Source organism: Kitasatospora sp. NPDC015121, from assembly GCF_055562955.1.
Map to the genome: position 1 here is coordinate 44,278 of NZ_JBVHEH010000028.1, position 16,881 is coordinate 61,158.

Here is a 16,881-nt window from a genome sequence, read left to right on the forward strand (position 1 = left end):
GCCCGTCCTGCGCCTCCCGTTCCTCCGGCTCCCGTTCCTCCGGCTCCCGCCGGTCGGACGAGATGTGTCCGATGGGTCGGTTTGGCAGCGACTGTGCTGGTTTCGTGTACGCCGGGCACGGGTCCGCCGCTAGAGTCGGCCCATCGGCCCGGCGGGGGGAGTCCCCGGGCCCGACCGAGGGGTGGTACGCGTCCATGCGTGTGGTGATCACCGGCGGAGCAGGGTTCATCGGGGCCAATCTGGCCAGGGAGTTGACGTCCCGTCAGGAGGTGACGGAGGTCCGCGTGGTGGACGACCTGTCCACCGGCAGCAAGGCCAATCTGACCGGGGTGGACGTCGCCTTCTTCGAGGGCAGCATCCTCGACCCGGCGCTGCTGGACGTGGCGTTCACCGGCGCCGACGCGGTGGTGCACCTGGCGGCCCTGCCGTCCGTGCCGAGGTCGATCGCCGCCCCGCTGGCCACCCACCGGGCGAACGCCACCGGCACCCTGGAGGTGCTGGAGGCGGCCCGCCGGGCCGGCGGCCTGTACGTCGTGGCGGCGTCCTCGTCCTCGGTGTACGGCGCCAACCGGGAGCTGCCCAAGCGGGAGTCGATGCGCACGGTGCCGATGAGCCCGTACGCGGTCTCCAAGCTCGCCGCCGAGTCCTACCTCGGCGCGTACCACCACTGCTACGGCCTGGGCGTGCTGCCACTGCGCTTCTTCAACGTCTTCGGCCCGCTGCAGCCGGCCGGGCACGCGTACGCGGCCGTGGTGCCCGCGTTCCTGGACGCGGCGCTGGCCGGGCGGCCGGTGACGGTGCACGGGGACGGCGGGCAGAGCCGGGACTTCACCTACGTCGGCACGGTCACCCAGGTGCTGGCCGAGGCGGTGCTGCGGCGGGTGGTCTGCGCGGACCCGGTGAACCTGGCCTTCGGGACGCGCACCTCGCTGCTGGAGCTGATCGACCTGCTGGGCGGGGTGCTGGGCGGTCCGGTGACGGCCGAGCACGTCGAGCCGCGGCCGGGGGACGTGCGGGACTCGCAGGCCGACAACTCCCGGCTGCGCGAGCTGTTCCCGGACGTCGCGCCCGTCCCGCTGACGGAGGGCCTGCGGCGCACCGCGGACTGGTTCCGCACGCTCTGACCCGCCGGTCGCCGGGGGCGCGCGCCGGGCACGCGCCCCTTCCGCCGCCGCGCCCCCCTCGCGCGCCGCCGCGCTACTGGCGCTCCGTCAGCTCGAAGTGCGTCTCGCTCTTGTTCGCCAGCGCGCGGGCGATGTGGTCCAGCGCGCGGGGCTCCAACTCGGGCAGCTCGTCCGGGTGGAACCAGCCGACCTCCGTCGACTCGTCGTCGTTCACCCGGGCCTCGCCGGACAGCGGGCGGCAGCGGAAGACCAGGTCGAGGTACTGGGTGCGGTCGCCGTTCGGGTAGTGGATCATCGGCGAGACGGCCACCGAGACCAGCCGCTCGGGCAGCACCGTCACCCCGGTCTCCTCGCGGCACTCGCGCACCACGGTGTCCGCGGGCTGCTCGCCCGGGTCGATGATGCCGCCGATCAGCGCCCACCGCCCGTTGTCCACCCGCTTGCCGAGCAGCACCCGCCCGGCCTCGTCCACCACCACCGCCGACACCCCGGACAGCCACAGCGGCCGGTGTCCGACCACCTCGCGCAGTTCCGCCAGAAACGCAGGAATTCCCATGCGGGCAGCCTATGCGAGCGGGCGGGGCGGCTCAGCGCGGCATCGGGCGGGCCGGGGTGCCGACGACGGTGGTGGCGGCGGGGACGTCGCGGGTGACGGTGGCGGCGGCGCCGACGAACGCGGCCCGGCCGACGGTGCGCCCCTGCAGGACGACCGCGCCGGAGCCGACCGTGCTGTCGTCCTCCAGCCGGACGGCACCGGAGACGTTGGCGCCCGGGTAGACGGTGACGCGGGTGCCGAGCACGGTGTCGTGCCCGACCGTCGCGTTGTAGTGGACCTGGCTGTGCGGGCCGAACCGGACGCTGCTGGAGACGTGCGCACCGCCCATCACCAGGCAGCCGGCGGCCAGTTCGGTCGCGGGGGCGACGATCGCCCGGGGGTGCACCAGGGTGACCGGGTGCCCGCCGGCCGCGTCCAGCAGCGCGGCCAGCCGGGCCCGCACCGCCGGGTCCGCGATGCCGACCAGGTAGGGCGCGCCGGCGGGCAGTTCGGACGGCTTGCGGACGGGCAGCCCGCGCACCTCGCCGCCGGCCAGCCGGTCGTCCAGGAACCCGTCGACCTCGACGCCCGCGGCGAGCGCCACGTCCAGCGCCTCCCGGCCGACCCCGCCCGCGCCCGCGATCCACACCATGCGCCGTTCTCCGTCCGTGCCCGCCGGGCCTGTCGTGCCTGTGCCGTGCCTGTCCTCGTGGTGCCCCGTCAACGTACCGGCCGGGCGGCCGCGGTCGCCCGCTGCCGCCCGGCCGGACCGTCGCGCCCGGCGACTCAGCCGCGCAGTTCCTCCCGGGCCAGCCGGGGTGCGGTCGCGGTGGCCTGCCGGGGCAGGACGATCCGCGACGCGGGGGCCTCGGCGGGGGCCGGGACCGGGAAGCCTGGGTTGACGCCGCCGGCGGCGGTGATGCCGGTGGGGCGCAGCAGTGTCTTCGCGGTGAGGGCGAGGATCCGCAGGTCGAGGGCGAGGCTGCGGTGTTCGATGTACCAGAGGTCGAGTTCGATGCGCTCGGGCCAGGTGATGGAGTTGCGGCCGCGGACCTGGGCCCAGCCGGTGAGGCCGGGGCGCAGGGCGAGCCGGCCGCGCTGGCGGTCGGTGTAGTGGACGACCTGCTCGGGCAGGGTGGGGCGGGGGCCGATGACGCCCATCTCGCCGCGGACGACGTTCCACAGCTGCGGGAGCTCGTCCAGGCTGGTCTTGCGCAGCAGCGCGCCGAGGCGGGTGATGCGCGGGGCGTCGGGCTCGTCCTCGTGGCGCTTGTCGCGCATGGTGCGGAACTTGAGGATGCGGAACTCCTGGCCGTGCCGGCCGGAGCGGGTCTGTCGGAAGATCACCGGTCCGCCCATGGTGGCACGGATCAGGAGGGCGATCAGCAGGCCAAGCGGGAGCGCGATGATCCCGGCCAGCATGGTGATCGCGAGGTCCCCCCCTCGCTTCATTTCTCCCCCAACTGGGTTGGTGCGTGGTGTCGTTGCGGTCGCGCCTCGGGCTGCTCGGCGCGCGTACGGCGGTGGTGTGCGGACGGTGGGCGGTGCCTGGTGGTGCGTGGTGCGTGCGTGCGTGGTGCGGTGGTGCCGGGGCTCAGTCGGTGCTCCAGCGCAGCCCGCGGCGGCGGGCGACGGCGGCGTAGGTCTCCAACGAGACCCGGGCGACCGCGCGCTGGTCGAACCGGTCGAGGGCGCGGCGGCGGGCCGCCGCGCCCAGGCGTGCCCGCAGGCCGGGCTCGGTGAGGAGCCGGTCCAGGGCGGTGGTCAGGGCGGCGGCGTCGCCCGCCGGGGCGAGCAGCAGGTGCCGGTCGTGGGTGCCGATCTCGCGGCAGCCGCGGATGTCGCTGAGCAGCATGGGCAGGCCGCTGGCGGCGGCCTCCATGCCGGAGCGGGAGAAGCCCTCCCGGTAGGAGGGGAGGACGAAGACGTCGAGGGCGGCGTACACGGCGGGCATGTCGTCGCGGGCGCCGAGGAACTCGACGCCGGCCTCGGCGGCGCGCAGCGCGTCCGGCTTGTCGGGGTCGTCGGGGCCGATCCAGACGAAGCGGGCCTTGCCGGCCAGCGCGCGGGCGGCCCCGGCGTACTCCCGGATGCCCTTCTCGGCGACCCGGCGGCCGACCCCGCCGACCAGCAGCTCGTCCTCGGCGAGGCCGAGTTCGCCGCGCAGCCGGGCGCGCAGGGCGTCCCGGGCGGGGCCGGGGGCGGGGAACCGGTCGAGGTCGACGCCGTTGCCGACGACGCGGGAACGTTTCGCCGGGACGCCCCAACGGGCGAGCGTGGCGTGGTCCTCGGCGTTCTGGTAGAGCTCGGCGTGCGAGAAGCGGGCCGCGAACGCCTCGGCGCCGAGCACGGCGAGCCGCTTGGCGAGCGGGTCGTGGGCCTGCGCCCAGAGCCCGTGGCAGGTGTTGACGACCACCGGGACGCGGGCGAGCCGGCCGAGGACCCGTCCCAGCACGCCGGTCTTCGGGTTGTGGGTGTGCAGCACGTCGGGGCGGGTCTCGCGCAGCACGGCGAGCAGTTCGCGGGCGGCGGCGAGGTCGGCGCGCGGCTGCCAGGCCCGGGTGAGCGAGGGCAGCGGCCGGTGCCGGACGCCGATCCGCTCGATCCGCTCCAGGTAGGGGCCGGGGGCGCTGATGCCGTAGGTGTGCAGGCCGTGTTCGACGTCGACGGTGAGCTCGGTGGCGAGCAGCAGGTGCAGCGACATGTCGACGGTGGTGAGGTGGGCGACCCGCAGCGGCCGGCCCCCTTCGCCGCGCAGGCGGAGCGGGAGCTGGTCAGGCACCGGCGCCCACCGCCTTCGCGGTGGCGACGATCCGGGCGTAGGCGCGCTCGGGGACGAGCCGGCCATACAGCTTGGCCCGGAAGAAGTCGATCGGGTCGGTGCGCCGGACCGGGACGCGGTGGAAGCGGACCGGGTCGAAGCCGGGCAGGTTCCGGCCGACCTGGCCGGTGGCGGAGGTGCGGAAGCGGGCCCGCAGCGCGGCGTCCATGTGCGGGACGGGGCGTCCCCAGGTGTAGGCGAAGTGCCGGGGCCGGGTGCCGAGGTGCTCCTCGACGTCGTCGCCGCAGGCGTCGAGCTCGCTGGTGGTGAGCAGTTCGGGGCGGGCGTGGCTGCGGGTGTGGTTGGCGACGGTGCACAGCCCGGACGCGGTCATCTCGCGCAGCTGCTCCCAGCTGAGGCCGGTGGCGGGGGCGCCCTTGGCGGTGGAGCCCTCCCAGCGCATCGGGCCGCCGACCAGGCCGCTGGCCAGGTAGACGGTGAACGGCAGGCCGCGCTCCCTGAGCAGCGGCCAGGCCGTCTCGTAGGTGTCGGCGAAGCCGTCGTCGAAGGTGAGGACGGTGCTGGGGGTGCGCAGGCCGGCGTCGAGGCGGTCGGCGGCGGTGTCCAGCGGGACCACCCGGCCGGGCGGGAGCTCGGCGAGCAGGTCCACCTGGGCGGTGAAGTCGGCGGTGGCCAGGTCGAGCTCGTCGGACGTGCCGCCGCCGACCCGGTGGTAGATGAGGACGGTGGCGCCTTCGCCGGGCACCCGGCCGGCCGCGCGGGCCAGCTGCTGCTTGACCTTCGACCGGATGCCTCCGGCCTGGGCGGCGGTGCTCGCCATGCATCCCCCTCGCGGTGCCCCCGCACCGGAACCTGTGACTCCCCGGCCCGCGGCTGCCGCGGGCGATGCGCATCACAGTAGGGGGAACTGTGGGGCTGCTGCCCCGGAAACGTGAAAGAAGTGCGTAGGTAGGCCGAAAATCAGGCGGTCCGACCGGTCCTGTCCCATTGGTGGACGTTTCCCGGACGCGAGCCGGTCACGAGCCGATCACCCGCCGAGACCGGCACGGGCCGGCCATGGTGGTCGGCCCGGTCCGGGGCTCCGCTCAGGGGGTCGCGCCGCCGCCGGGGCGGAGCAGGGCGAGGCCGATCCGGGCCAGCAGCAGCAGGCCCGCGGCCAGGCAGCCGGCCACGGCCATCACCCACGCGGGGCCGTCGCTCCGCGGGACGAGCACCGCGACGGCGATGCCCATCCCCACGCAGACCAGGCCGAGCAGGGCCAGCAGCGGCTGGTGCCGGCGCAGCGCGCAGCCGCCGAACACGCTGGAACGGCGGGTGACGGCACGGTCACTTCGGGTGTCTGCCATGCCTTCCACGGTAACCCGGCACGGGGATGCGGGCCACCGACCTCGGACCCTTGCGCACCGCCCCGGAGGCGGTCCGTCCGCAAGGGCTTCCGGGGGGCTTCGGGACGGGTTCCGGACCGCCCGCGAAATCTCGCCGTCCGGCGTACAACCATCCCGGGACGTCGTGGGTCTCCACTACATTGAGCGATCCAGGAGCCGTCCGACGAGCGGGATTGGGAGTGCCCGCCGCGGGCTAGATCACTCGGGTGCGGAGCCGCCGCGCCCGGGGTCGGAGGCCGGGCTCCGCCTGCCGACGGTACCGCCACGCCGCTTGCCGGCGACCGAGGGGGGAACCGTGCCGTACGCCACCGCCACAGCCACCGCCACCACTGCCGCCGCCGTCTGCGCCCCGCCCCAGCCCGTCGTCCCGTCGCCCGCCGCTCCGCGCCCGCTCCGGGAGCGGGGACAGGGCCGGGGGCGGGACCGGGGCAGCTGGCTGCGCTTCAGCCCCGCCCAGCCGCTGTTCCGGGCCCGGGCGGCGCAGCGCCTCGCCGTGCTCGCCTACCACGGGGTCACCGACCCGCGCTCGTTCGGCGCGCAGCTGGACCGGCTGCGGCGGCTGGCCACCCCGGTGTCGGTGCGGGACGTCGAGCTCTCGCTGGCCGAGGGGCGGCCGCTGCCGCCGCGCTCGGTGCTGGTGACCTTCGACGACCCGGACCGCACCGTGCTGCGGCACGCGCTGCCCGAGCTGGTGGCGCGGCGGATCCCGGCGGCCGCGTTCGTGATCGCCGAGCTGGTCGGTACCGAGAAGCCGTTCTGGTGGCACGAGGCGGCGTTCCTCTCCCAGCACGGCGGCCGGGCCCGGCTGCTGCCCCGGGGCGCCGACCCGGACCGGGTGCTGGCGCTGCTCAAGGCGATGCCCGACCCGGACCGCCGGCGCAGCCTGGCCGAGCTGCGGGTCTCCGCGCACCGCCGCCCGCCGGCCCGCGAGCAGCTCCGCCCGGAGGACCTGCGCACCCTGCGGGACGCGGACGTCACGGTCGGCAACCACACCCTGGGGCACCCCTCGCTGCGGCGCTGCGACGAGGCGACGGTGCAGGCGGAGATCGCCGGCGCGCACCGGGTGCTGACCCGCTGGCTGGGCGAGGCCCCGTCCGCGTTCGCCTACCCGGACGGCGGCTTCGACGAGCGGGCGGACGCGGTGCTGCGCCGGCTCGGCTACCGGCTCGGCTTCCTCTCCGACCACCGCCTGGGCCCCCGGCTGCCGGAGCACCCGCTGCGGATCAGTCGCCTGCAGGTCGACTCGACCACCTCGACGCGCCGCTTCGACACCATCCTGTCCGGCCTGGAGCCGGCGGTGCAGCGGCTGCTGGGCGCCCAGGCCTGACCGACCGGGCGACGGCCGGGCGACGGCCGGGCCCGCGCGCCGAGCGGCCCGCACCCCCTCCGACTCCGGGGGTGCGGGCCGCTCGGCGTGCGGGCTCAGGCGGTGACGTTGGGGCGGATGCCGCGCATCCGGCCGATCGCGTAGACCGCGCCGGCCAGGGCCAGGTCGGAGAGCAGCATGAAGCCGATCGAGTAGCTGCCCTTGGCGCTGTAGATCGCCCCCATCACCAGCGGCGGGACGAAGCCGCCGAGGCCGCCGATCGCGCCGACGATGCCGGTCACCGAGCCGACCTGGGCGACCGGCGTGACCTGCGCGACCAGGGCGAACACCGAGCCGCTGGTGGTGCCGAGACCGGCCGCCATCACCAGGAACGCGATGGTCCCGACCGGGCTGAGGTCCGGGTCGAAGGCCTGGACGATCGCGAACAGCGCGGTGGTCCCCAGCGCCCAGCAGGTCACCACGGCCGGGTGGACCCGGTCCGACAGCCAGCCGCCGAAGGGCCGGAAGACGACCGTCACCAGCGCGAACCCGGCCGCCTTGGTGCCGGCGTCGGTGGCCGACAGCTCGTACCAGGTCTTCAGGTAGGTCGGCAGGTACACGCCGAACGCGACGATGCCGCCGAAGCCGATCGCGTACAGCGCGGACAGCTCCCACGTCACCCGCAGCCTGCCCGCCGTGCCGAGCCGGGAGGCCAGCGAGGCGGTCGGAACCACCCGGTCGGGGCGGTCGCGCAGGAGGAGGAAGGAGACCACCGTGTACACCGCCAGGGCGATCGCCATCACCCAGAACGGCAGGTCGTGGCCGTGCTTCCACAGCCTCGGCGTGAAGTACCCGGACAGCGCGACGCCGCCCATGCCCATGCCGAACACGCCGACGCCCAGCCCGCGCTTGCGCGGCGGGAACCAGGAGTTCACCAGCGGCACCCCGATCGCGAAGGTGGTGCCGCCCAGCCCCAGGAAGAAGCCGACGGCCAGCAGCGCCCCGTACGACTCGCGGGCCGGGATCAGCAGCAGCACCGGGACGATGGTCAGCGCCGACATCAGCGGGAACATCAGCCGCGCCCCGAAGCGGTCGGTCAGCGCCCCGACCGGGACGCGGCCCAGCGAGCCGACGATCACCGGCACCGCGACCAGGAAGGACTGGGCGAACGACGACATGTGCAGGGTCTTGTCGAACTCGCCCGCGAGCGGGGCGATCAGGTTCCACGCCCAGAAGGTCAGCGCGAAGCCGACGGTGGCGACCACCAGGTTGGTGTAAGCGGTGCCCGACACCCGGTCGTCGGCCGGTGTCCGCTCGTTCGATGCTGTCAGCTGTCCCATGGGACCCAACCCTGAGCGGGTGCGCCGCGATCCGCCGGTCGGGGCCCGGGACACGCCCGCAAACCGGTCATACCGTCAGTCGGACGGCGCAAGCCGGGTGCCCGGCCGACCGCCCCACCGGGGCCGTCGCTCCCCCGCCCCCGGGGTAGAGTCGGTGCTCGTGAAGATCGCCCTCGTGGACTCCGGAATCGGACTGCTCGCCGCCGCCGCCGCGATCCGCCGGTTGCGGCCCGACGCGGACCTGGTCGTCTCCTGCGACCCCGACGGCATGCCCTGGGGCCCGCGGACGCCCGAGGACATCACCGCGCACGCGCTGGCGTGCGCCCGGGCCGCCGCCGCGCACCGGCCGGAGGCGCTCGTGGTCGCGTGCAACACCGCCTCGGTGCACGCGCTGGCGCACCTGCGGGCCGAGTTCGAGCCCGGACTGCCGGTGATCGGGACGGTCCCCGCGATCAAGCCGGCCGCCTCGGCCGGCGGGGTGGTGGCGATCTGGGCGACCGCGCGGACCACCGGCAGCGCGTACCAGCGCGGGCTGATCGAGGAGTTCGGCGGGGCCGCGCGGGTCCACGAGGTGGCCTGCCCCGACCTGGCCGAGGCCGTCGAACGGGCCGACCGGGCCGCGATCGCCGCGGCCGTCGCCTCCGCCGCCGCCCGCACCCCCGCCGACACCACCGACGTGGTCCTCGGCTGCACCCACTACGAACTGATCGACGACCTGATCGCCGCCGCCCTGCCCGCCCCGGTCCGCCTGCACGGCTCCGCCGACGCGATCGCCGCCCAGACCCTCCGCCGCCTCGCCCCGACCTCCCCGCCCGGCGACGGCACCCTGACCGTCCTGCACTCCGGCCGCCCCTCCGCCCTCCAGTCCGAGGCCCTCGCCTACCCGCAGGGCGGACTCCTGACCGCCGCCCGGGTCTGACCCCCCGCCCCGCCCGCCGTGTCCCGGGGACGGGCCCGACCGGATCGGGCAGACTGCCCGGGTGACGGTCCTGTGGTGGGTGTCGGTGGTGTCGCTGGCGGTGTGGGTGTGGCTGGCGTCGGGCCACGGGGGGTTCTGGCGGACGGACCAGCGGCTGCCCGCCGTGGACGGGGAGCCCGGGACGTGGCCGGCGGTGGTGGTGCTGGTGCCGGCCCGGGACGAGGCGGAGGTGCTGCCGTCCTCGCTGCCGAGCGTGCTCGCCCAGGAGTACCCGGGGCGGGCCCGGGTGGTGCTGGTGGACGACCACAGTACGGACGGCACCGGGGCGCTGGCCCGGGAGCTGGCGGCGCGCACCGGGGGCCTGGAGCTGACGGTGACCACTCCCCCGCCGCTGCCCGAGGGGTGGACGGGCAAGCTGTGGGCGCTGCGGCACGGGGTCGGGCAGGCCGGGGACGGGGAGTGGCTGCTGCTGACGGACGCCGACATCGCGCACCGGCCGGGTTCGCTGCGGGCGCTGGTCGCGGCGGGTGAGGGCGGCGGTCTCGACCTGGTCTCGCAGATGGCCCGGCTGCGGGTGGTCGACCGCTGGGAGCGGCTGATCGTCCCGGCGTTCGTGTACTTCTTCGCCCAGCTGTACCCGTTCCGCCGGGCCAACCGTCCGGGCTCCCGGACGGCCGCGGCGGCCGGCGGCTGTTCGCTGGTGCGGCGCTCGGCGCTGGAGCGGGCGGGCGGGGTCGCGGCGATCCGCGGCGCCGTCATCGACGACGTGTCGCTGGCCCGGGCGGTCAAGCGCACCGGCGGCCGGACCTGGCTGGGCCTCGCCGACCGGGTCGACTCCGTCCGCCCCTACCCCGGTCTGGGCCCGCTGTGGCGGATGGTCTCGCGCAGCGCGTACGCCCAGCTCCGGTACTCGCCGCCGCTGCTGGTCGGGACGGTGGCGGGCCTGGCGCTGGTCTACCTGGTGCCGCCGGTGGCCTCGGTCGCCGGGGCCGCGACCGGCTCGTGGTGGACCGCCGGGGCGGGCCTGGCCGCGTGGGCGGTGATGGCCGGGACGTACGTGCCGATGCTCCGCCACTACGGCCGGCGCGCCGCGGCCGCGCCGCTGCTGCCGTTCACCGCGCTGCTGTACCTGCTGATGACGGTCGACTCCGCCGTCCAGCACTGGCGCGGCCGCGGCGCCGCCTGGAAGGGCCGCACCTACCCGCGGCCCCGGCGCACCGAGCGGTCGGCCGAACAGCCCGCCGAGTAGCGGGGCGGCGCGGCGGGAAGGATCCGACGATGGAGCGACAGGAGATCTCCCGGATCGCGCACCGCGAGCACCCGATCGCCGCCCCGCTGTCCGACGAGGCGGTCCGCACCCTGCTCGACCGCCTGCTGCGGGCCCGCCCGGACGGCCGGGTGCTCGACCTCGGCTGCGGCGAGGCCCCCTGGCTGCTGCGGGCGTTGGCCGCCCACCCCGCGCTCCGCGGCGTCGGCGTGGACACCGACCCGGAGGCGCTGCGCACCGCCCTGCGCGCCGCGCGGCTGCTCGGCGCCGACCGGCGGCTGGGCCTGCACCACGCCGACGTGCGGGAGTTCACCGCGTCCGAGCCCTTCGACGCCGTGCTGTGCGTGGGTGCGGCGCACGCCTTCGGCGGGCCCGGTCCGGCCCTCGCCGCGATCGGCCCGCTGCTCGCCCCGGGCGGCGCGGTGCTGCTCGGCACGGCCTACCGGGAGGGCGGGCCCCCGGGGCCGTCCGGTGACGGGCTCCTCGACCTGGCCGGGACGGTCGCCGCCGTCCGGGCGGCCGGCTGGCTGCCGGTGGCCGGCCACACCTCCGACCGGGCCGAACTCGACGCCTACGCGTGGGCCCGGACCGGCGCCCTCGCCGACTGGGCCCTCGACCGGCCCCCGGGGCCCGACCGCGAGCAGGCCCTGCGGGCGGCGGACGTCCACCGCGAACGCTGGCTGAGCGGGGACCGCGACCGCTCCGGATTCGTCACGCTGGTTCTGCGGCCGGGGAGTTGACGCCGGCGAACCGGTGGGGCCGTCGCCCGGTCCGGAGGGGGCCGGCCGGGGGTGGAGCAGCACGGGCACCCGTCCGGCGGCGGGTCCGGGGCCCGATCGCCCCTCGCTCCGGGCGCGGACGGCCGACGGGGGCTCAGCGGCCGAGCAGGCGGCGGGCCGCGGGCTTGACGAACTCGTAGCGGGACATCTGTTCGAGGTCGCGGAGCCAGGCCGTGCGGCCGGGGGGCCGGCGGAGGAGCTCGCGGTAGATCTCCTCGAAGGCGGTGGAGACGTGGTCGAGGGAGAAGCGGCCGACCACCCAGTCGCGGCCCCAGGCGCCGAGTTCGGCGCGGCGGTCGGGGGCGTCGGCGAGGGAGCGGATCTGGGCGGCGAGGGCCTTGGCGTCGGCGGGGTGGTCGCCGTGGCCGTACATGCAGCGGGAGGCGTGCGGTTCGACCAGCGGGCCGGGTTCGTGGACGGCGGTGTAGCCGCTCGCGCCGTGGACGATGACGGGCTTGCCGAAGGCGAGGCCGCGCAGGGCGGAGCCGCCCATGCCGAGGACGACGTCGGCGGCCTGGTAGGCGGGGCGGGGGTCGGGGCGCTGGCCGGTGAGGACGATCGCCTCGCGGCCCAGTTCCTCGTTGAGGCGGGCGGCCTCGGCGCGCAGGCGCCCCTCGCTGGGGCCGCCGCCGACGACGGCGAGGACCAGGCCCGGGTCGTCGAGGAGCCGGACGGCCGCCATCGTCCGGGAGACGCCGGCGTCCTTCTCCAGGCCGGAGACCAGGCGGGTGACGATGCAGAGCAGGAGCTGGTCGGGGGCGGCGCCGACCTCGGCGCGGAAGGCGTCGCCGGAGACGGCGCCCGGCGCGTCGGAGTCGGTGTCGACGGGCGGTTCGATCAGCCGCAGGTCGCGGTGGCCGAAGGCGCGGCCGTCCGGCAGCAGGGCGCCGAGGCCGAGGACCAGCGGCTGGTGGCGGGGCATGCCGCGGAGCATCCGGATGCCGTAGAAGGTGGTGACGACCGGCAGCCGGCCCTGGCGGCCGGGGCCGAAGTAGGCGTTGCGGGCGGCCCGGACCTCCCAGGCGTGGACCAGCTGGGAGCCGTGCTCCTCGGCGAGCTTGGTCAGCCGGGCCCGGATCACGGCGTGCGGGGTGTCCGGGTCGCCGGCCACCACCAGGTCGAGGTCGTGGCCGGCGGCGAGTTCGACCAGCGGGGCGGGGCCGTCGACGCCCTGGGCGAACAGCACCGGTCGGTGGCCCCGGTCGCGCAGGGTGCGGGCGATGTCGACGGCGTTGAGCTGGGCGCCGCCGAGGGCGAGGTTGTTGAGGTGGACCAGGACCCGGACGGAGCGCACGGTCAGTCCTCCCACTGGTGCGGGACGAAGACCGGCGCGGCCATCACGACGGCGCGCGGCGGGGTGTCCAGCATCGGGCCGAAGACGTCGAACTGCCCGGCCGAGTGCCAGCTCATCAGGGTGCCGCCGTCGGTCTTGCCGATCGAGTAGACGCCCGTCCACAGCGTGTAGCGGCCGCGGGGAAGGGGCAGCCGGGGGATGACGCAGGCGACGCGGTGGTCGCCGCCGGTCATCCGGATCTCGTGGCTGATCTGGAAGATCGGGCTGGAGGTGCCCTCGCTGACGCCCAGGTGCAGGGTGGCGTCGCCCCGGTAGTCGCCGGCCAGGGTGAGCTCGACGGTGACGGGCTCGTCGGTGTGCAGCGTGGCGGCGTCGCCGTCCTCGCCGCGCACCTCGTACGTGAGCAGCTGGAGCGGCTCGCCGGTGCGGGCGGACGCCTCGGACTGGGCCTCGATGGAGTTCCGGTAGCCGGCCAGCGCGTCCTTGATGCCCGCGTCGACCCGGACGGTGCCCTGTTCCAGCCAGACGCCCCGGCGGCAGATCGACTGCACGGCGGGCAGGTCGTGCGAGACGAAGACGATGGTGGTGCCCTGTTCGGCGACCTCGCGCATCCGGTCCAGGCAGCGCTGCTGGAAGACCGCGTCGCCGACCGCGAGCACCTCGTCGACCAGCAGGACGTGCGGCTCCAGGTAGGCGGCGACCGCGAAGCCCAGCCGCATCTGCATGCCGGAGGAGTAGAACTTCACCTGCCGGTCGATCGCGCCGCCGAGGCGGGCGAACTCGACGATGTCGTCGAAGCGCCCGGCGACCTCGCGGCGCTTGAGGCCGAGCAGCGCGCCGAACAGGTAGATGTTCTCCCGGCCGGTCAGGTCGGGGTGGATGCCGGCCCGGATCTCGATCAGCGCGCCGATCCGGCCGCGCACGTCGATCACGCCCGCGTACGGGTACATCACCCGGGTGAGCATCTTCAGCAGCGTCGACTTGCCGGAGCCGTTGGAGCCGATCAGGCCGACCGACTCGCCGGGCTCGATGTGCAGGTTGATGTCGCGCAGCGCCCAGCGCCAGTCCTCGCCCCGGTCGCCGCGCAGCCGGCGGGCGACCTGGTCGACCCGGTCGCGCAGCAGCATCCGCTGCTGGTCGGCGCGGAACCGCTTCCAGACCTGCTCGGTGCGGATGGTGCCCAGAGGGTAGTCACGCGACATCGGCGATCCCCGTTTCCAGCTTCTTGAAGACCAGGTACCCGCCGACCAGGAAGACCACCGAACTGGCCGCGGCGATCAGCGTCATCCGGGCGTCGGGCGCCTCGCCGTACAGCAGCGCCTTGCGGTAGCCCTCGATGACCGCGCCGAGCGGGTTGACGCCGACGTAGATCTCCTGGAGCCGCTGCGGGATCTTGGCCAGCGGGTAGGCGACCGGGGTGGCGAAGACGCCCATCTGGGTGATGATCGGCAGCAGGTGGCGCACGTCGCGCAGGTAGACCACGGCGACCGACAGGACCAGCGCGACGCCGTAGGTGAAGGCGAACTGGATCGCCAGCAGCGGCAGCACCCAGAGGAAGGTCGCGGCGGGGGCCGTCCAGAAGACCAGGAACATCAGGCCCAGCACGCCGACGCCGATCACCATGTCGACGGTGGCGACCAGCATGGTGGCGAGCGGGAACACCTCGCGCGGGCAGTACACCTTGTTCAGCAGGCTCAGGTTGTTCGCCAGGCTGAGCGCGCCCTGGTTCATCGTGTTCGAGAAGAACTGCCAGACGATCAGGCCCAGGTACGCGAACAGGGTGTACGGGACGGCGCCGGTCTCGATCTTGACCGCCCGGTGGAACACCAGGGTGAAGATCGCGCACAGCGCCAGCGGGGTGAGCACCGCCCAGGCGAAGCCGAGCACCGCCTGCTTGTACCGGGCACGCAGGTCGCGCTCGGCCAGTGCGCGCACCAACTCCCGTGCCGCCCACAGCTCGTGGGCGACCCGGACGGGGCGCAGCCGGCGTTTGAAGACCAGTTCGGGCGGCGGTCCGGCCGGGAGCGGGGCACCCGGCGGGGCGGCCCGCTCCGGCCGCTCGTCGATGACCTGCGCGCGCTGTCCCCCCACGGACTCCCGCCCTCCCCGGAGGCTGTGCTCGCCCCTGGTGCCTGTGCCGCACGGCGTGCCTACGCCGTCCCGCTGCCGTCTCCGGTCCGGTCCGGCCGATCCCCCCGGCCGGGCCCGCCGACCCGCGGACCACAATGACACAGAGTGTGCGGGCCGGGGGCGGGTTCGGTGAAGATTGCGGCAGCTCAGCCCGGTACGGGACGGTTCCGGACCGAACCGCCCTTTCCGGCCGGGGAGTTCGGGCGGAGGGGCAGTCGGGCGGGCGGCGGGTTCAGGCGGTGGGGGTCTGTTCGGCGACCAGCTGGTCGAGGGCGTCGGGCATCCCGTCGACGCCGCCGGCCTGGGTCGGCGAGGTGCGGCCGGCGCCATCCACCACCACGGTGGGCAGCTCGGTGACCCGGTTGCGCGCGAACAGCTTCGGGGCGTCCTCGACCAGCCGGTCGACCTCCGCGGAGCGGTACGCGGCCCGGAACGCCGCGGCGTCCACGCCCTGCCGGGCGGCCCAGTCGGCGGCGGCGGCCTCGGTGGTCAGGTCGGTGCGCTGCTCGCGGACCGCGCGGAACACCGAGGCCTGCAGCCGGTCGACCTCGCCGAGCCGGTCCAGTGCGTAGAACAGCCGGGCGTGGGCGCGCTGCGCGGCCTCGTCGGGGCTGCCCGTCCAGACCGCCGGGACGCGGCGCAGCGTGACGTCCTGCTGGTGCCGGGCGGCCCAGCGGGTCAGCGGCTGTTCGAGCAGTGCGGAGTGCGAGCAGTCGTACCAGAAGAACTCGACCGCCTCGTGGGCGTGTTCGGCCTTCGGCGCGGTGACGGCGGGCGCGGCCGGCTGCAGCGGGCGGGTGACCGGCACCGGCGCGTGCTGCTGGGTGGGGCCGGACTGCTGGAGCGCGGCGGGGAGTTGCGCGGCGTGCAGGCCGTTCGGACCGGACGGGCCGTTCGGGCCGAGCAGCGGCTGCGGGGCGGCGGACGCGGACCCGGCGGCGGCCGGGGCGGTCAGCAGGCCTCCGGCGACGGCGAGCAGGACAGTGGTTCTGAGCAGCGACTTCACCCGGGCAGCGTGGCAGGCCGGGCGGGCGGCGTTCCAGGCGGGCGGGGCCCGGGCGGCGGAATTCGCCGGATCGGAGCAGCGCGACGGCGGCGCGGCGGCGGCGCGGCTCGAACGTCCGTCGGGCGTTCGAGGCTCCGTCTGCTCCCCGGCGCCTCCGGTGGGCGGGCGCGCCCCCGCTGCCGCGCCCACCTGGCGTCGGGGTGGGGCGGGGCTACTTGGCGTCGTGCTTCCACTGGGCGCGGGCCTCGGACTCGGCGGCCTTCGGGACGCCGATCCGGATCTGGTCGGTGCCCTCGGCGGCGACCGGGCAGTAGCGGCCGTCCTTGACCTGGAGGTCCAGCGCGAGCGCCTCCCCGTTGCGGACCAGCCGCAGCACGTCGCCGGTGGTGCAGGTGGCGTTGGCGGCGACCGGCGGCGAGGCCAGCCAGCTGACGGCCTGGTAGACGGGGACGCCGGAGTGCAGCACGGTGCCGTGCGCCTTGTCGGTGGCGAAGCCGCCGGTGCCCAGGACGCCGCTCCTGAGCTTCGTGAACTCGGTGGGCACGTGGTTGGTGCGCAGGTCGGCGGCGCCGTAGACGACGCAGTCGTGGCCGCTGGTGTTGGTCAGCTTGATCACGCCGTTGATCCGCGGGTCGGCGCTCTTGTCGAGGGTCAGTTCGGCCTTGACGTCGCTCTCCTTCTCGGAGTTGCCGCAGACCGGCACGTCGGCGGCGACCGCGCCGGTGCCGCCGCCGGTGCCGGCGGTGGACGCCGTGCCGCCGGTGGACGCGGCCGGGGCGGCGCTGCCGGTGGTCTTGGCGGGCGCGGCGGCCGGGGTGCCGGCGGCGGAGGACGCGGCGGAGGTGCGCGAGTCGTCCTGCGCCGGGTCGCAGGCGGTCAGGGCCAGCACGGCGCAGGCGGCGAGGGCGGCGAGGGCGGCGGGCTTGCGGACGTTCATCTCGTACTCCGGTGTGGTGGCGCGGTGCGGTGGGCCGCCGGTCGGCGGCATGCGTCATCACGGTGTCCGGCTATCGG

Annotated in this window: 17 protein-coding genes; 5 read left to right on the forward strand and 12 right to left on the reverse strand. The window is 75.7% G+C overall.

What is annotated here, in order from left to right:
• The first annotated feature begins 194 nt into the window (after window positions 1–194).
• Window positions 195–1,124: an NAD-dependent epimerase/dehydratase family protein gene (locus tag ACZ3J7_RS32530; RefSeq protein WP_465626988.1), complete on the forward strand. Its 930-nt coding sequence runs from the start codon at window positions 195–197 to the stop codon at window positions 1,122–1,124.
• A 73-nt stretch (window positions 1,125–1,197) separates the two neighbouring features.
• Here ACZ3J7_RS32530 and ACZ3J7_RS32535 read toward each other — a convergent pair whose 3' ends face one another.
• From ACZ3J7_RS32535 to ACZ3J7_RS32560, 6 genes are all read right to left on the reverse strand, one after another.
• Window positions 1,198–1,680, reverse strand: a complete 483-nt coding sequence (locus ACZ3J7_RS32535; protein ID WP_465626989.1) for an NUDIX hydrolase — start codon at window positions 1,678–1,680, stop codon at window positions 1,198–1,200.
• A 31-nt stretch (window positions 1,681–1,711) separates the two neighbouring features.
• On the reverse strand, window positions 1,712–2,311 hold the full coding sequence (locus ACZ3J7_RS32540; protein WP_465626990.1) for a NeuD/PglB/VioB family sugar acetyltransferase: 600 nt from the start codon (window positions 2,309–2,311) through the stop codon (window positions 1,712–1,714).
• A gap of 134 nt (window positions 2,312–2,445) precedes the next feature.
• Window positions 2,446–3,111, reverse strand: coding sequence for a sugar transferase (locus ACZ3J7_RS32545; RefSeq protein ID WP_465626991.1), 666 nt, complete (start codon window positions 3,109–3,111; stop codon window positions 2,446–2,448).
• Between the two features lie 142 nt (window positions 3,112–3,253).
• On the reverse strand, window positions 3,254–4,441 hold the full coding sequence (locus ACZ3J7_RS32550) for a glycosyltransferase (RefSeq protein ID WP_465626992.1): 1,188 nt from the start codon (window positions 4,439–4,441) through the stop codon (window positions 3,254–3,256).
• Window positions 4,434–5,261 carry a polysaccharide deacetylase family protein gene (locus ACZ3J7_RS32555; protein ID WP_465626993.1) on the reverse strand — a complete coding sequence of 276 codons (828 nt, stop codon included), beginning with the start codon at window positions 5,259–5,261 and terminating at the stop codon, window positions 4,434–4,436. The genes ACZ3J7_RS32550 and ACZ3J7_RS32555 overlap by 8 nt, the downstream gene beginning before the upstream one ends.
• 265 nt (window positions 5,262–5,526) lie before the next feature.
• Complete coding sequence (locus ACZ3J7_RS32560) at window positions 5,527–5,787, reverse strand: hypothetical protein (RefSeq protein ID WP_465626994.1); 261 nt, start codon at window positions 5,785–5,787, stop codon at window positions 5,527–5,529.
• Window positions 5,788–6,121: 334 nt separating this feature from the next.
• On the opposite strand from ACZ3J7_RS32560, the gene ACZ3J7_RS32565 reads away from it, so the two are divergent.
• Window positions 6,122–7,153 carry a polysaccharide deacetylase family protein gene (locus ACZ3J7_RS32565; protein WP_465626995.1) on the forward strand — a complete coding sequence of 344 codons (1,032 nt, stop codon included), beginning with the start codon at window positions 6,122–6,124 and terminating at the stop codon, window positions 7,151–7,153.
• 95 nt (window positions 7,154–7,248) lie between these two features.
• Here ACZ3J7_RS32565 and ACZ3J7_RS32570 read toward each other — a convergent pair whose 3' ends face one another.
• On the reverse strand, window positions 7,249–8,472 hold the full coding sequence (locus ACZ3J7_RS32570) for an MFS transporter (protein WP_465626996.1): 1,224 nt from the start codon (window positions 8,470–8,472) through the stop codon (window positions 7,249–7,251).
• Between the two features lie 160 nt (window positions 8,473–8,632).
• On the opposite strand from ACZ3J7_RS32570, the gene ACZ3J7_RS32575 reads away from it, so the two are divergent.
• From ACZ3J7_RS32575 to ACZ3J7_RS32585, 3 genes are read left to right on the forward strand one after another with little or no spacing between them, the layout of a single operon-like run.
• Window positions 8,633–9,391 (forward strand): glutamate racemase, encoded by a 759-nt coding sequence (locus ACZ3J7_RS32575; protein WP_465626997.1) that lies wholly within the window; start codon window positions 8,633–8,635, stop codon window positions 9,389–9,391.
• Window positions 9,392–9,434: 43 nt separating this feature from the next.
• A complete protein-coding gene (locus ACZ3J7_RS32580) occupies window positions 9,435–10,640 on the forward strand; it encodes a glycosyltransferase (protein ID WP_465627043.1) in 1,206 nt (401 codons plus the stop codon).
• 29 nt (window positions 10,641–10,669) lie between these two features.
• Entirely contained in the window at window positions 10,670–11,398 is a 729-nt protein-coding gene (locus tag ACZ3J7_RS32585) for an SAM-dependent methyltransferase (RefSeq protein WP_465626998.1), read from the forward strand.
• Window positions 11,399–11,531: 133 nt separating this feature from the next.
• Here ACZ3J7_RS32585 and ACZ3J7_RS32590 read toward each other — a convergent pair whose 3' ends face one another.
• The 5 genes from ACZ3J7_RS32590 to ACZ3J7_RS32610 all read right to left on the reverse strand — a co-directional run bounded on the left by ACZ3J7_RS32590 (window position 11,532) and on the right by ACZ3J7_RS32610 (window position 16,855).
• The gene (locus tag ACZ3J7_RS32590) at window positions 11,532–12,731 is read right to left on the reverse strand and encodes a glycosyltransferase family 4 protein (RefSeq protein ID WP_465626999.1); all 1,200 of its coding nucleotides are present in this window, start codon (window positions 12,729–12,731) and stop codon (window positions 11,532–11,534) included.
• Window positions 12,732–12,733: 2 nt separating this feature from the next.
• Complete coding sequence (locus tag ACZ3J7_RS32595; protein ID WP_465627000.1) at window positions 12,734–13,933, reverse strand: ABC transporter ATP-binding protein; 1,200 nt, start codon at window positions 13,931–13,933, stop codon at window positions 12,734–12,736.
• Window positions 13,923–14,822, reverse strand: coding sequence for an ABC transporter permease (locus ACZ3J7_RS32600; RefSeq protein WP_465627001.1), 900 nt, complete (start codon window positions 14,820–14,822; stop codon window positions 13,923–13,925). The genes ACZ3J7_RS32595 and ACZ3J7_RS32600 overlap by 11 nt, the downstream gene beginning before the upstream one ends.
• A 271-nt stretch (window positions 14,823–15,093) precedes the next feature.
• Window positions 15,094–15,867 (reverse strand): thiol:disulfide interchange protein DsbA/DsbL, encoded by a 774-nt coding sequence (locus tag ACZ3J7_RS32605; RefSeq protein WP_465627002.1) that lies wholly within the window; start codon window positions 15,865–15,867, stop codon window positions 15,094–15,096.
• A gap of 211 nt (window positions 15,868–16,078) precedes the next feature.
• Window positions 16,079–16,855, reverse strand: coding sequence for a hypothetical protein (locus tag ACZ3J7_RS32610; RefSeq protein WP_465627003.1), 777 nt, complete (start codon window positions 16,853–16,855; stop codon window positions 16,079–16,081).
• Window positions 16,856–16,881: the final 26 nt, after the last annotated feature.